The sequence below is a fragment of the Floricoccus tropicus genome (assembly GCF_001832905.1).
In the GTDB taxonomy this organism is placed as follows: domain Bacteria; phylum Bacillota; class Bacilli; order Lactobacillales; family Streptococcaceae; genus Floricoccus; species Floricoccus tropicus.
Genome location: NZ_MKIR01000012.1, coordinates 200,866 through 216,872, shown reverse-complemented (window position 1 = coordinate 216,872; position 16,007 = coordinate 200,866). Strand labels below are relative to the sequence as shown.

The following is a 16,007-nucleotide window of genomic DNA, read 5'->3' as shown; positions in this document are numbered from 1 at the left end:
AATTTTGTTATTTTTAAAATTAAATATAGGAGGTATATATGCCTAGCTCAAATGATCAAGTGTTAGATATTCACGGTAAAAAATATAATCGCTGGTTAATGTTCATTCTTTTGTTAGTTGGAACATTTGCTGGTATGCTCATGCAAACATCTTTGGGAACAGCTATTCCAACATTGATGAAGGCATTTGATATAAACTTAAGTACAGCTCAACAGGCAACAACTTGGTTTCTACTTGCTAATGGTATAGTAGTCCCATTGTCAGCATATCTAATGACAAGGACATCAACGAAATGGCTCCTGTTTACAGCCTATGCCTTACTCCTTGGAGGGATGACAATTACATATCTTACTCCAGAAGATAGTAGCCATTGGATTATGTTCCTTGGAGGGCGTATACTTGCCGCAATTGCAGTAGGTATTACAATGCCACTAATGCAGGTAATAGCAGTTAATGTCTTCCCAGAAAATAAAAGAGCTCTAGCTTTAGGTCTTGGAGGACTAGTAGTTGGTATGGCACCAGCCATTGGACCAACACTTTCAGGTTGGATATTAGATAAGGACCATGTTATCTTTGGTATCAATATTGTTTCTTCATGGAGAACAATCTTTGTCATCCCAATGATTGTAATTGCATTAGTTTTATTACTAACACCATTTGTGATGAAAGATGTAATTCCAAACAAGAAGATAAAATTAGATGTACTTTCATTAGTTCTTTCAAGTATCGGATTTGGACTTTTCCTATGGGGCTTCACAAACGTTGCCATGGATGGATGGAGTTCAATGAATTCAGTAATTCTTCCAATTATTGCAGGTACAATCTTTATCATCTTATTTGTCCTTCGACAATTAAGATTAAAAGAACCGTTCTTAGATGTCAGAGTATTCAAGGTTCGTAATTTCACCATCACCGCCCTTATTATCATTTTGGTAACTATGGCAATGTATGGAGTGGAAATGATGCTTCCAACATACTTACAAAATGTGCACGGTCTATCACCACTTGATTCAGGACTTACCCTCCTTGCAGGTGCTTTGATGATGGGACTAATTTCACCAATCGCTGGTATTCTTTACAATAAAGTAGGTGTAAGAAATCTTACACTTGTTGGTCTTACAATCCTCGCTATCGGAACAATTCCTTTTGTCTTCCTATCAGCGACTACACCAACAATTTTTATCACAGTGCTTTACGCAATTCGTATGGCTGGTATCGCTCTTACAATGATGCCACTTACTACAAGTGCTATGAACGCTTTACCGATTGAAGAAACAACACACGGTACTGCTGCCAACAACACAGTTCGTCAGCTTGCTTCATCAGTAGTAGTAGCGCTGCTCACATCAATCACACAAAATATTATCAATACAAATAGTCCAGCTAAAGCTATGAAGGATACAAATCCAATGGAATTCGCAAGCAAAACAATTGATGCCTCAATGGATGGTTTCAGAGTATCGTTTGCAGTAGGACTAGGATTTGCAGTAGTGGGATTGATTATTACAATCTTCTTCCTCAGAGCTAAAAAAGATAATGCAGGAGGTGCTAAATAATGATTATACCTATAATGATTGGATTAACAATAGCAATGGTACTCTCATGGTTTCTCATTCCTAACAAATTATTGAAAATTACCTTAGGAACACTTTCTACACTCTTATTATTAGCAAGTGCTCTTGCCTTATCAGCTCATTTGAATAGCCACTGGGGAATGAAGGAAGTAACAGATACCAATACTTCAAATAGTATTTATACGGCGGCTCAAGTTGATTCTCCTGTAAGTATCTTAGTAACTCAAGAAGTGGGTACTGATTCAAATAATTATGTTCTAGTTTATAGAGATAAAAAAACTGATGAAAAAGCTGAAGCACACTTTGCTCCAGATAAGAAAAATATTGTTGATTCAGTCAAAAAGACTGCAACTTACAAAGTAGCAAACGTTACTGAACCAACTATTGTAACTACTAAAAAGACTTGGACTTGGGAAAATGAGACATTTAAGAAATTATTTGAAGTTGATGATGAAACTGACAATGAATTAATTTCTGAAGAAACATTAGTTACAGTTCCTCAAAAAACTTGGCTTGCAATGACTGCTGATCAATCTAAAAAATTAGCTGAAAAACAAAAGTCAGCTGATCCAAAAGCTCTACAAGCTCAGCAAGAACAAATGAAATTAGTAATTTCTCAAAAGGTTAAGGAATTTATGATGAAAAATCCAAAAGCCACACAAGATCAAATTAAAGAATTCACTGAAGATCAAACACGAGAAATGACAATGAACGCAATAAAGAAAATGATTGAATAGAATATTAAGACTGATTATTGAAAATCAGTCTTTTTCTATATTATTTAAATAATGCAACCGTTTGTTGCGATATTTCACAACTTGTAATATTATAAGAATATAAAATATTGGGCAAGGAGTTGAAATGGCAACTAAATTAACAAAGGCACTGATTGATAAGATAAATCAAATAAATCTTCATTTTGAATCAAGTATAGACGGTTGGGATTTGGATAATCTCGATATAAAACTAACAGATGAAGAAGGAAGTTTTTATCAAATTAGAAACATAAAAACTTATAAGCGTGATAAAGAACGTTTGACCATAGTAACAGCAAGACTGGATTTAGAAAAAAATTATAAAATAATTTTTGCTGGCACTGAAACTCCAGTTTATTTTGGAGCTGTTGTTCGCACAGATGAATTTGATAATATTTTTGCCTATGATGGTCAACTTGGTGCCCTTTATTCACCTCAAGCAACAAACTTTAAATTATGGGCTCCAACAGCTAGCAAGGTAGAATTGATTGTCTTTAAAAACAATCAGGAAGAGGCACCGCAACTTGGTACATTTACCATGAATAGGGAAGAAAATGGTGTCTATTCATGTCTTCTTAACGGTAATCAAAACGGTCTTTCTTACCAATATCGTGTAACTTTCAGAGATGGAACAGTCAATTACACGGGAGACCCTTATGCCAAGGCAGTTGTCGTAAACGGAAAAAGAAGTGTTGTTTTAAATCCGGATGAGGTAAAACTTAAAAACTTTAAACGTATGACTAAGTTTACAAATCCTGTGGATGCCATAATCTATGAACTTCATACTCGTGATCTTTCAATTGCGGCAGACAGTGGCATAAAAAATAAAGGAAAATTCTTAGGTTTAATTGAAGAAGGAACTTTAAATTCTAAAGGTAAGCCAACAGGACTAGATTATATAAAAAGTCTTGGAGTCAGTCATATCCAAATTCTGCCAATATTTGATTATGGATCAGTTGATGAATCAAAGCCAGATGTTCCACAATTTAACTGGGGATATGACCCTGAAAATTATGATTCACCTGAAGGCTCATATTCGACAGATGCGAATAATCCTCAGACTCGAATTATTGAAATGAAACAAATGATAGATGGACTTCATAAACAGGGATTGCGTGTGATTATGGATGTCGTTTATAATCATGTTTTCAATGCTGCGAAACACGCCTTTCACCTGACAGTTCCAGGTTACTTTTTCCGCTATACAAGAACTGGTCAGCTATCAGACGGGACTGGTTGCGGAAGTGATACAGCGTCTGAACGTGCTATGATGCGAAAATATATGATTGATAGCCTGACATATTGGGCTGAAAACTTTAAGCTAGATGGCTTTCGTTTTGACCTGATGGGTATCCATGATATTGAGACTATGAATGAAATCCGTGCGGCTATTGATGAAATTGACCCATCTATTATCATCTTGGGTGAAGGATGGGACTTAAATACGGCACTTGCTGAAGATAAAAAAGCCATTCAAAAGAATGCTGTTGAAATGCCTAGGATTGCGCACTTTAATGATTCAATCCGCGATACCGCCAAGGGTAGTGTCTTTTTCGATGACGAGCCTGGCTTTATCAATGGTGCAAGCCGTCAGGAAAAACTGCTCCTTAAAAATATTATGGGTGGACAGGACCTAGATAGTAAGACCTATAATTTCTCTGGACCAGACCAAGTCGTGCAGTATTTAGAAGCCCATGACAACTATACTTTATATGACAAGCTTCTTCTGACAAACCCTGATGATGATGCGGAAACTCGTAGATTACGCCATCTCTTAGGAACAAGTATCCCACTTTTATCTCAAGGTATTCCTTTCTTCCATGCGGGACAAGAGTTCATGCGCACAAAGGATGGAGTTGAAAATAGCTACAAATCACCCGATTCTATCAACGAATTTGATTGGAATCGCCCATATGAATATGCAGAAAATGTTGATTTCTTCCGTTCATTGATTAAGCTAAGAAAATCAGAGCCCTTATTTAGACTGACAACTTTTGATCAAATAAACAAGCATATCCATGCCCTTCAAACTAAAAAGAAATTAATCGCTTATGAACTTGAAGATGATAAAGTATCGTACATTGTAGTCTTAAATGCCTCTGAAAAAGAAAATAAATTAGAAGATACAGAACTTAAAGACTATCAAGTGATTCTGTCAAGTCATGGTAAACAAGATAATTCGAGAATACTTCCACCAATCTCAGTAACAATCATGAAAAAGGAGAAATAATGGACTACTACAAATTAGGACAATTATCATTTTATGTCTTTATTTTTATACTAGTTATATATTTAATAATTAGAGATATTAAAAAAAGAAAAAAGTAATAATGCAGATAATTATTGAAAATATGATAACGATAAATGTTGTCGTATTTTTTACTTACAATTCTGTAAGTTTATTTAAATTAATAATTGGTATAATGGTTATAGAGATACAGTTTCATTGGTACATTACTACATATGTGAAAAATCGGTTCTATTATGGTAAAATAGGTGCAGAATAATAATAAAGTAATGGAGAATATTGAATGAAAAAATATGCAATTATTTTAGCAGCTGGTAAGGGTACGCGTATGAAATCTGATTTACCAAAAGTTTTACACAAGGTTACTGGAAAGACTATGTTAGACCATGTGAGAGTGGCTGTTTCAGCTCTTAGCCCTGACAAGGAAGTAATTGTAGTTGGACATCGTGCTGATGATGTTCTTGCTAGCTTAGCTGATGGACCTGAGTTTGTTAAACAAGAAGAACAATTAGGAACAGGGCATGCCGTACAGATTGTAGCTCCGTTATTAGATAAAGATGAAGGGACAACTCTTGTAATTGCAGGAGATACACCATTAATTTCAGGGGATACCCTTGAAAAACTTTTTGCTTATCATGAATCAGAAGGAGCAACGGCAACTATTTTAACTGCAATTGCACCAGATCCAACAGGGTATGGACGCATCATTCGTGAAGGTGGACAAGTTACTAAGATCGTTGAACAAAAGGATGCTAATGAAGAAGAAAAAGCAGTCCCTGAAATTAATACAGGTACTTATGTTTTCGATAATAAAGCATTATTTGATGCATTGACAAAAATTAATAACAATAATAATCAAGGTGAGTACTATCTAACTGATGTTATTGAGATTTTCAAAAATGCTGGTCAAAAAGTATGTGCTTATTCACTTGATGACTTTGAAGAAAGTCTCGGTGTTAACGATCGTGTAGCTCTTTCTCAAGCCGAAAAATCAATGAGGGCACGTATCAACCATAATCATATGGTAAATGGTGTGACCTTAATTGATCCAGAAACAACTTATATCGATGCAGATGTTGAAATTGCACCGGATGCTTTAATTGAAGGAAACGTTGTAATAAAAGGTAAAACGACAATTAAAAGTGGTGTAGTAATTACAAATGGTAGTAGAATTGTTGATTCAGTTCTTCATTCAAATGTTGAAGTTCGTAACTCAACAGTAGAATCAAGTATTATGGAAACGGGATCAAATATTGGACCTTACGGACACCTTCGTCCTCAAACAATCCTACACGAGAATGTGCATGTTGGTAACTTTGTGGAAATTAAAGGCTCAACACTTGGAGCAAATACTAAGGCAGGTCATCTGACTTATATTGGAAATGCTACTGTTGGAGAAGACGTGAACTTTGGTGCTGGTACCATAACAGTAAATTATGATGGTCAAAATAAATTCCATACTGAAATTGAAGATCATGCTTTCGTGGGAAGTAATTCAACTTTAATAGCGCCTCTTCATATTGGTAAGAATGCTCTAACTGCAGCAGGTTCTACAATTACTTCAGATGTTCCAGATGATACAGTAGCAATTGGACGTGCTCGTCAGACTGATAAGATTGGTCGAGCTAAAAAACTTCCGCATTACAAGAAATTAGATGATTAAATAGATTGGATTGTTAGATGAAATTTGAAGATTTTGAAGAAAAAACAATAAATCGTAAGGAAATTTTCAAAGGGCATATTATCGATGTAAAAGTTGATGATGTTGAACTTCCCCAAGGACTTGGAACAGCCAAAAGAGAATTAATCTTTCATCCAGGTGCAGTTTCTATGATTCCAATTACAGCTGATAATAAGATTATTCTTGTTAGACAATTTCGTAAAGCTTTGGAAAAAGTTATTTACGAAATTCCTGCAGGGAAACTCGAAGCTGGAGAAAAAGATCATGTCAAAGAAGCAGCTTTACGTGAGTTGGAAGAAGAAACAGGATATACATCTGAAAATATAGAATTAATATATGAATTTTATTCTGCACCAGGCTTCTGTAATGAAAAGATTTACCTCTACTATATCGATAATCTCGTAAAAGTTGAGAATCCAAGACCGCAAGATGATGACGAGGTATTGGAAGTTGGACAATTCACTTTAGAAGAATGTAAAGATTTAATTGCAAGTGAAGAAATTGCTGATGCAAAAACAATTATGGCAATTCAATACTGGGAATTGAATAATAAAAAATAAATTAGTTTGTAAAGGGGTATAATAGGATGCCTAAACCAATTTTGACGGACGAAATCTTGGAGAAATACAAGGAAGATGAGAAATATCTTGACCGCCGAATAAAAGATGAAATGATGGATGACACTAAACTTGTCAGGAAATATGATAAGTTGGAACAAAAGCTGCAGAAAAAGCAGGTTAATAAGAGTCGTCGCATTGAAAATGCAAAGCGTGATGAGCGAGATAAAAGTATGAATAAGTGGATAGTTATTCTTGTCCTCTTAATTATTGCTTTAGCCTTTGCTGTATTAAAATTATAGGAGAAAAATCGTGAAAATCGGAATTATTGCCGCTATGGACGAAGAACTTCGCCTCTTAGTTGAAAACTTAGAAGAATCAAAAAAAGAATTAGTACACGGGAACGTTTATTATGAAGGAATTATTGGACGTCATGAAGTTGTACTTGTCAAATCAGGAATCGGTAAGGTAATGAGTGCCTTAGCTGTAGGTATGCTTGTTGATAGATTCAATGTAGATGCAATTATTAATAGTGGCTCTGCTGGAGGAGTTGGCACAGGTCTTTCAGTAGGTGATCTCGTTATTGCAGACCGTCTAGCTTATAATGATGTTGATGTAACTGCTTTTGGTTATGCATATGGTCAAATGGCAGGGCAAGAATTATATTATGAGTCAAGTAAGTACTTCGTATCTGAGCTTAAAAAAGTAATTGAAGATGCTAAAGTAGGACTAATAACTAGTGGTGATTCGTTTATTTCTAGTGATGCTAGAATTGCTCAAATCAAAGAACATTTTCCTGATGTATTAGCAGTGGAAATGGAAGGTGCAAGTATTGCTCAAGCAGCTCACAGTTTAAATAAACCGTTTGTTGTACTTCGCGCTATAAGCGATACAGCCGATGGGAATGCAAATGTATCTTTTGATGAGTTTATTATTGATGCAGGTAAAAAATCTGCTCAGATTATTATTAATCTCTTGAAAAAAATGCAATAGAAACAGGCTTCGGCTTGTTTTTTTATTTCGAAAAATAGAATAAATTATATAAAAAAGGTATAATATTATTGTGAAAATATCTACATTTATAATTTATAGTTGCCCCTTTGAGGGATAGGAGAAAATATATGTATTCAGCTAGTCGTGATGATAGTCTAACTTTACACACAGATCTATATCAAATTAATATGATGCAAACCTACTTTGAAATGGGGATATCAGAAAAAAATTCCGTTTTTGAAGTATATTTCAGAAATATGCCTTTTGATAATGGATATGCCGTTTTTGCAGGCTTGGAAAGAGTTATTGATTACCTTAATAATCTCAAATTTACAGATAGTGATATCGAATATTTAAGAAGTTTAGATTATCCTGAAGATTTTCTTACTTATCTAAAAAATATGGAATTTACTTGTAATGTCAATAGTGCACGTGAAGGTGATTTAGTATTTGCAAATGAACCAATATTTCAAGTAGAAGGTCCAATTGCCCAATGCCAACTTATTGAGACTGCCGTATTAAATATTATTAATTTCCAAACACTTATTGCCACAAAAGCAGCAAGAGTTAAGTCTGTAATTGGAGATGATCCATTGCTTGAATTTGGTACTCGTCGTGCTCAAGAGATGGATGCTGCTCTTTGGGGAGCACGAGCAGCAGTTATTGGTGGTGCAGATGCAACAAGTAATGTTCGAGCTGGTAAACTTTTTGGTATTCCAATCAGTGGTACTCACGCTCATTCACTCGTCCAAGCCTATGGTAGCGACCACGATGCCTTTACAGCTTATGCAAAAACTCATAAAGATTGTGTATTCTTAGTTGACACTTTTGATACCTTGAAAATTGGTGTTCCAGCAGCAATCCAAGTAGCACGTGAAATGGGTGATAAAATCAACTTCCTAGGTGTTCGTATTGACTCGGGCGATATGGCCTATATTTCAAAAAAGGTTCGCGAACAACTTGATGAAGCAGGATTTCCTGATGCTAAAATCTATGCTTCAAATGATTTAGATGAAAATACTATTCTTAATCTTAAGATGCAACATGCTAAGATTGATGTGTGGGGAGTGGGAACTAAGTTAATAACTTCCTATGATCAACCAGCACTTGGGGCAGTTTATAAACTTGTATCTTTTGAAGATGAAAATGGACAAATGACTGATAGAATTAAACTATCTAACAATGCAGAAAAAGTATCAACTCCTGGAAAAAAACAAGTATGGAGAATTACAAGCCGTGCTAAGGGTAAATCAGAAGGGGACTATATTACAGAGTTTGATGAAGATGTAAAATCTCTTGATGAAATTTATATGTTCCATCCAACTTATACATATATTAATAAGGTTGTTAAAGATTTTGATGCTGTTCCTTTATTAATTCCAATTTATGAGAATGGTAAGTTAGTATATGAAATTCCAAGTCTTAGGGAAGTTAAAGAATATGCCATTCATGAACTAGACAAGTTATGGGATGAATATAAGCGATTATTAAATCCACAGGATTATCCAGTTGATTTATCAAAAGAGGTTTGGGATAACAAGATGAAGCTTATCGATAAGGTAAGAAAAAGTGTTGGAAAGGAATACTAAAATGACTTTACAAGATGATATTATTAAAGAATTAGGTGTAAAACCGCAAATAGATGCTGCTGAAGAAGTTAGAAAATCTGTTGATTTCTTAAAGGATTACTTGAAGAAAAATTCGTTTTTGAAAACTTTGGTTTTAGGGATTTCAGGGGGTCAAGACTCTACTCTTGCTGGTCGTTTATCGCAGATGGCGATTGAGGAAGTGAGAGAAGAAACGGGAGATGATAGCTATCAATTTATAGCAATTCGATTGCCTTATGGTGTTCAAGCTGATGAAGATGATGCTCAAAAAGCATTAGAATTTATTAAGCCAGACCTTTTATATACTGTAAATATTAAGGCAGCTGTTGACGGAGAAGTTGAAGCATTAGCTCAAGCTGAAGTTGAGGTTTCAGACTTTGTTAAAGGAAATATCAAGGCACGCCAAAGAATGATTACCCAATATGCTATTGCAGGTCAAAAGGCTGGGGCAGTTGTGGGTACGGATCATGCAGCTGAAAATATTACTGGTTTCTTCACTAAATTTGGTGATGGTGGGGCTGATATTTTACCTCTTTTCCGTCTCAATAAGAGACAAGGGAAAGCTTTACTTGAATATTTAGGTGCTGACAAATCACTTTATGAAAAAGTACCAACAGCAGACCTTGAAGATGGAAAACCTGGTCTTGCTGATGAAGTAGCTTTAGGTGTCACCTATCAAGAGATTGATGACTATACTGAAGGGAAAAAAGTAAGTCCTAAAGCACAAGAAACCATAGAAAATTGGTGGAAAAAAGGACAACATAAACGTCACCTACCTATTACCGTTTTTGATGATTTTTGGAAATAATAATATGGTAGAGAGAATCGGAATTTTAGGCGGAAATTTTAATCCAGTTCATAATGCTCATCTATTTATTGCTGATCAAGTTAGGCAGAAGTTGAAACTTGATAAGGTCTTACTTATGCCAGAAGCAAACCCACCACATGTTGATAAAAAGAAAACAATTGATGCAAAATATCGTCTTGATATGCTTGAATTAGCCTTAGAAGATTATCCTGATCTAGGTATCGAAATGATTGAGATTGAGCGTGGTGGTATTTCTTACTCATATGACACAATGAAGCTCTTAAAAGAAAAAAATTCAACGACAAAATATTATTTCATCATTGGTCAGGATATGGTAGAGTATTTACCCAAGTGGTATAAAATTGATGAGCTAATGGAAATGGTTGATTTCATAGCAGTTCGTCGAAGTAAGGATGAAATATTAATCTCACAATATCCAGTTACATGGGTTGATCTACCTTTCATGGATATCTCATCAACATTTATTAGAAAAGAAATAAGTGAAGGAATTAGTCCTAATTTTATAATACCAGACAAGCTTATCTCTTATATTAAAGAGAATAATCTTTATAGTGATTGATAATAAATATATTGTATATTTTAATTATTAAATAAATATTGCAAAGATGATAAATTTTTTAATAAATTTAATATTTTTATCTAATAATTTATGATAAGCTAGGAAACAGTAGGACAAAGTTGTTTTTTCAACTTGTTTTTTTATAGGAGGATAGATTTTGATACAAGTTAATAGTAATTCGAATAAAGATCAGATTTTTAAACACAATAAAGTAAGAAAAACATGGATGATGGGTGTTCTTACAGCATCTACAATATTAGCTGCGGTAGCAACAGGTTCTTCTGCAAATGCTGATACAAATTGGGTTCCAACAACAATTGAAGGTATGAAAAACTCAATAAAGTCTGAAGATGGTAAATATACTTTTAAAGAGGGAGATACTTTTTGGGTCATTAGCGAAGTATTAAACATAAAAGTAGATAGACTGATGGAGTGGAATGGTTTTAAGCCAGGAGAGGAATTTTCAATACCAGTTGGAACAACGATATTTTGGGATGGAAATCATATTGTCATAAAAGACAATCAAGGTGAAACTGTTGCTAATAAAATCGTAACTTCAGAAGATAAAGTAAATCCAGAAGATACAGTTGCTGGTCAGGTGACAGATACTCCAGTAAATTCGAGTGTCAATAATTTAGCAGATTATGTTACAACAAGTAATGATAACGATTCAGCTAATGTTAATACTAAAGTTGATATCAATTCTGAAAGTGTTAATACAAATGTTGATAATAGCTCGACACAAAAAGATGCTAATCCTGATATAGAAAAAAAATCTCAAGGTAACAACAATAGTTCAACGATAGTTGAAGGAAAAGATAACTCAATTTCTCAAACTGAAAATGAGAAAAAAGAAACTGAAAAACAAAAAGAAGAATTAGAAAATCATAAGAATGAATTAGAAAAGCAAAAACAGGAATTAGAGCAACAAAAGAAGGAAGCAGAAGAGAAACTTACAGAAATCCTCAATAACTCAAATAATCAAACCAAAGAAGAAATTGATAAAAATGTTGCTGATGCGCAAGAAAAAGTTAATCAAGCAACTGAAAATCTAGAATCGGTTAAATCTAGATTATTGGAAGTAACAAATAAATTTGATGAAGCAACAAAAATTAATGAAAAATCTTTACAAGATTTTTCACAAACTCAATATTTAGTAAATACTAGCCAAGAAAAAGTTAACGATTTACTAAAGCAAATAGAAAATCTTAAAAGTAAAATAGATGTATTGTCTGAAAGCAATGAAGCTACAGATGGTAATGATTCATCTACAGAAAACAATGAAGCTACAGATGGTAATGATTCATCTACAGAAAACAATGATAAAAATGTTGATTTATCACTTTTAAAAGATAATCTTGAACAACTTAAATCAGAATTAAATATTGCAGATAGTGCTTTAAAAGATAATGCAAATAAATTAATAAAAGCACAAGCTGACTTAAACGCAAGTCAGGATAATCTGGATTCTATAAAATTAGAAAAAGGAAACATAGAATCTGAATTGGTAGATGCACAATCAAAACTAGATGATGCTCAAAAAACTCTATCAGAAGTTCCAAATGTCAATTCACAATCATCAAGTAGTGAGGCTGAAGCTTTACAAAACAAATTAACAGAGTATAAAGAAAAATTGGCTTCATTAGTTGGTAATATAAATACTGTTGACAATAAGATTATTGAACTTGAACAGTTGCTGAAAGAATTATCTAAGAAGATTTCGGATGAGCAGTTAAAATCAACAGATTCAAATACAAGTCTTGAAGATACAATTAATAAAGTTAATGAAGATGATAAAAATAATAATATAGATGAAAAAGAAGATGAGATATCTAAAATTCAAGATAAAGTGGATTCAGAACAACTTAGAAAAGAATTATATTCATCTAAAGAAAAAGCAAAAAAAGATATTTTAAATCTTCAATATCTTTCTACAGATGAGAGGTATGACTTTGTTGAGAAAATAAATAATTCAATGAGTCTAGATGAAGTAAATAGTCATCTCCAAACTGCCTTGAATAAAGATAAACTTATTAAAGATAAAGAAGATGAAAGAAAAGCTGAGGAAGCTAAAAAAGCAGAAGATGAAAGACTGGCAAAAGAATTAGCAGATGCAAAACAGTCTGCTGGCTCTTCAATTAATTTACTTTCTAATTTGTCAGTAGATGAAAAAGCTCAATATATAGGTTCAATTTATGCTGCAAAAGATTTATCTATCTTAAAAGATGTTATTTTGCAAGCACAGACTAAAGATAAGCTGAATAAAGAAGAAGCTGAGAAAAAAGCTGCTCAAGATAAAATTGAAAAAGAATTAGCTTCTGTAAAAAAAGATGCTAATTCCCAAATAAATTCTTTAGGAAACTTGAGTAATAAGGAAAAAGAAGTATTTATCTCTTCAATTAATAAAGCACTTAGCACAAAAGAAATTACTAGTATCATACTAAATGCTCAATCAACTGATAAATCAAATAAAGAAATTGCTGATAAAAAAGCAGAAGAAGAAAAAAATGAAAGAGAATTAGCACCTATAAGGATACAAGCTCAAACTACTATTAACAGTCTGAGTTCGATAAGTCCTTCTGAAAAATTGGAATATATTCAATTAATTAAAAATTCAAAAAATATTTCTGAAATTAATTTGATCATTTCAAAAGCTCAAATAAAAGATAAAACAAATAAGGAAACAATAAAAAAATTAGAAGAAGAGTTAGCTAAATCAAAAAGTGATACTCAAAATATAATCAACTCTCTTTCTTTCTTAACTAGTTCTGAAAAAAATAGATTTTTAACTCTAAATTCTAATGCGAAAAATATTAATGATATTAAATCTATTATTTCTCAAGCACAATTAGTGAATAAACAAAATGAAGAAAAGCAAAAAATAGAGAAAAACTTAGAATTATCTAAAATAAAAGCAAAAGATTCTATTAACTCATTAGGTAGTTTGAATACATCTGAAAAAAATAACTTCCTAAGTTTATTAACAAATGCAAAGAATGTTTCAACTATCAATGATATTGTGAATAAAGCTAATGAAAAAAATAGAGCAAATAAGATAGCAGCAGATAAAAAAGCTGCTGCGGAAGCTCTTGAGAAAGAATTATCATCTGCAAGAGCAAAAGCTCAATCACTAGTTAACTCACTAGTAAACTTAAAAGCTTCAGAAAAAAATTCTTTTATTAATTCAATAAAAAGTGCAAAATCATTTATTGAAATTAATTCAGTAGTTAATCAGGCACAGGATAAAGATAAAGCTAATAAAAATAATTCAACTGGAAATAAGAGTACAATTTTTGATAAGAGAATTCAGAATTTGAGAGCTCAAAATAATGCAAGACCTCTTAATTATGATTCAAATCTTCAAAGTGCAGCAGATATTCGTGCAAGAGAAATTGTATCTAAATTTGCTCATGTGCGTCCAAATGGTACATCATTTACAACTGCAATAAATAATTTTGGAAGTTACTCAAACTATAGTGAGAATATTTGTTACTTCCATAAGAGTCTTATTGGTAACGGTAGCTCACAAGATGTTGCATATGGTTTTTGGTTTAATTCTTATGTTCATCATCAATCAATGATAAATCCAAACTTTAACCAATATGCCGTTTCATTTTATGAAGTAAATGGATATGTTTATGCAGTTACTTTGTTTGGAACAAAATAGAAAAAAATAAAAAATACAGAATAACTGTATTTTTTATTTTGAAAAGAGTATAATATTCTTTGTGAATACTTTTCTAAATATTTAGAAAGTATTAATTTTACAATAATAAGGAGATAATAATGACTGAATTAACTCAGGATTTTACTGCAAAATTATATGACAACTATTCTTCAAATGTGAAGTATCAGGCTGTTGAAAATGCTATTACTAGTAATGGTTTCCTTAAATCGTTGGAAACACGTGCTGGAAAAGTTAATAACCAACCTGTATTCTCTATTGATTTAACTAATGATGCTGTTACCAACCAAAAACAAAGTGGTCGTTGTTGGATGTTTGCTGCACTAAACACTTTCCGTCATAAAATCTTGACTGAATTCAAACTTGAAAACTTTGAATTATCTCAAGCATATACATTCTTCTGGGATAAATATGAAAAATCTAATTGGTTCTTTGATAATGTTATTGCTACTGAAGCAGAAGATTTAACTGACCGCAAGGTTAAATTCCTTCTTGATACACCTCAACAAGATGGTGGACAATGGGATATGATCGTTGCTATCTTCCAAAAATATGGTGTAGTTCCAAAAGATATTTACCCTGAGTCTGTTTCATCAAGTGCTTCAGGTGAATTAAATACATACTTAAATAAATTATTACGTCAAGATGCTGAAATTTTACGTCAAGTAGCGCGTGATGGTGGAGATACTCAAGCTAAAAAAGAAGAACTTCTTCAAGAAGTATTCAATCTTTTAGCAGCAAATCTTGGTTTACCACCACAAAAATTTGATTTTGAATATCGTGATAAAGACAATGAATTCCATAAAGTTGAAGGAGTTTCTCCTAAAGAATTTTATGATAAATTTGTTGGCGTTGATCTTAATGAATATGTGAGTATCATCAATGCACCTACAGAAGATAAACCTTATAACCAAAGCTACACTGTTGAGTTTCTAGGTAATGTTGCAGGTGCTCGCGATGTTCGTCACTTAAATGTTGAAATGGATCGTTTCAAAGAACTTGCTATTGCTCAAATGCAACAAGGTGAAACTGTATGGTTCGGTTGTGATGTTGGTCAAGTATCAAATCGTAAAGAAGGAATTATGGCACTTGATGTTTATGATTTCAAAACAGCACTTGATCTTGAATATACTCAAACTAAAGCTAGTCGCTTAGATTACTCTGAATCTTTGATGACACATGCAATGGTATTAACAGGTGTGGACTTAGATGAAAATGGTCAATCTCTAAAATGGAAAGTTGAAAATTCATGGGGAGATAAAGTTGGTGCGAAAGGTTACTTCGTAGCAAGTGATGCTTGGATGGATGAGTATACATACCAAATCGTTGTAAGAAAAGAATTCCTTACAGAACAGGAGCTAAAAGCTTATGAAGCAGAACCACGTGTACTTGCACCTTGGGATCCAATGGGAGCTTTAGCATAATCAATATGTCATTTGATAATGCTAAATCATAATAAGAAAAATAATATAATTTAAAAGATAAAGCTGGATAGTCAGTTTTATCTTTTTTAAATATC

12 protein-coding genes are annotated in these 16,007 nt (G+C 33.0%); all 12 read left to right on the top strand.

Annotated features, from left to right (window positions below):
* Positions 1-38 precede the first annotated feature (38 nt).
* The 12 genes from BG261_RS04665 to pepC all read left to right on the top strand — a co-directional run bounded on the left by BG261_RS04665 (position 39) and on the right by pepC (position 15,912).
* Entirely contained in the window at positions 39-1,556 is a 1,518-nt protein-coding gene (locus BG261_RS04665) for an MDR family MFS transporter (protein WP_070791999.1), read from the top strand.
* Positions 1,556-2,311, top strand: coding sequence for a DUF4811 domain-containing protein (locus BG261_RS04660; protein WP_070791998.1), 756 nt, complete (start codon positions 1,556-1,558; stop codon positions 2,309-2,311). Before BG261_RS04665 ends, BG261_RS04660 begins: the two co-directional genes overlap by 1 nt.
* Positions 2,312-2,435: 124 nt before the next feature.
* Positions 2,436-4,559: a type I pullulanase gene (gene pulA, locus BG261_RS04655; RefSeq protein WP_070791997.1), complete on the top strand. Its 2,124-nt coding sequence runs from the start codon at positions 2,436-2,438 to the stop codon at positions 4,557-4,559.
* A gap of 301 nt (positions 4,560-4,860) precedes the next feature.
* A complete protein-coding gene (gene glmU / locus BG261_RS04650; protein ID WP_070791996.1) occupies positions 4,861-6,240 on the top strand; it encodes a bifunctional UDP-N-acetylglucosamine diphosphorylase/glucosamine-1-phosphate N-acetyltransferase GlmU in 1,380 nt (459 codons plus the stop codon).
* 17 nt (positions 6,241-6,257) lie between these two features.
* The gene (locus tag BG261_RS04645; protein ID WP_070791995.1) at positions 6,258-6,818 is read left to right on the top strand and encodes an NUDIX hydrolase; all 561 of its coding nucleotides are present in this window, start codon (positions 6,258-6,260) and stop codon (positions 6,816-6,818) included.
* Between the two features lie 26 nt (positions 6,819-6,844).
* Positions 6,845-7,117 (top strand): cell wall synthase accessory phosphoprotein MacP, encoded by a 273-nt coding sequence (gene macP, locus BG261_RS04640; protein WP_070791994.1) that lies wholly within the window; start codon positions 6,845-6,847, stop codon positions 7,115-7,117.
* 10 nt (positions 7,118-7,127) lie between these two features.
* Positions 7,128-7,808, top strand: coding sequence for a 5'-methylthioadenosine/adenosylhomocysteine nucleosidase (locus BG261_RS04635; protein ID WP_070791993.1), 681 nt, complete (start codon positions 7,128-7,130; stop codon positions 7,806-7,808).
* A 128-nt stretch (positions 7,809-7,936) separates the two neighbouring features.
* Positions 7,937-9,397 (top strand): nicotinate phosphoribosyltransferase, encoded by a 1,461-nt coding sequence (locus tag BG261_RS04630; protein ID WP_070791992.1) that lies wholly within the window; start codon positions 7,937-7,939, stop codon positions 9,395-9,397.
* Between the two features lies 1 nt (position 9,398).
* A complete protein-coding gene (gene nadE / locus BG261_RS04625; protein WP_070791991.1) occupies positions 9,399-10,223 on the top strand; it encodes an NAD(+) synthase in 825 nt (274 codons plus the stop codon).
* A 4-nt stretch (positions 10,224-10,227) separates the two neighbouring features.
* Positions 10,228-10,803 carry a nicotinate-nucleotide adenylyltransferase gene (locus BG261_RS04620; RefSeq protein ID WP_233278900.1) on the top strand — a complete coding sequence of 192 codons (576 nt, stop codon included), beginning with the start codon at positions 10,228-10,230 and terminating at the stop codon, positions 10,801-10,803.
* Positions 10,804-10,960: 157 nt separating this feature from the next.
* A complete protein-coding gene (locus BG261_RS04615) occupies positions 10,961-14,470 on the top strand; it encodes a CAP domain-containing protein (RefSeq protein WP_070791989.1) in 3,510 nt (1,169 codons plus the stop codon).
* 119 nt (positions 14,471-14,589) lie between these two features.
* Positions 14,590-15,912 carry an aminopeptidase C gene (gene pepC, locus BG261_RS04610; protein WP_070791988.1) on the top strand — a complete coding sequence of 441 codons (1,323 nt, stop codon included), beginning with the start codon at positions 14,590-14,592 and terminating at the stop codon, positions 15,910-15,912.
* The last annotated feature ends 95 nt before the right edge of the window (positions 15,913-16,007 follow it).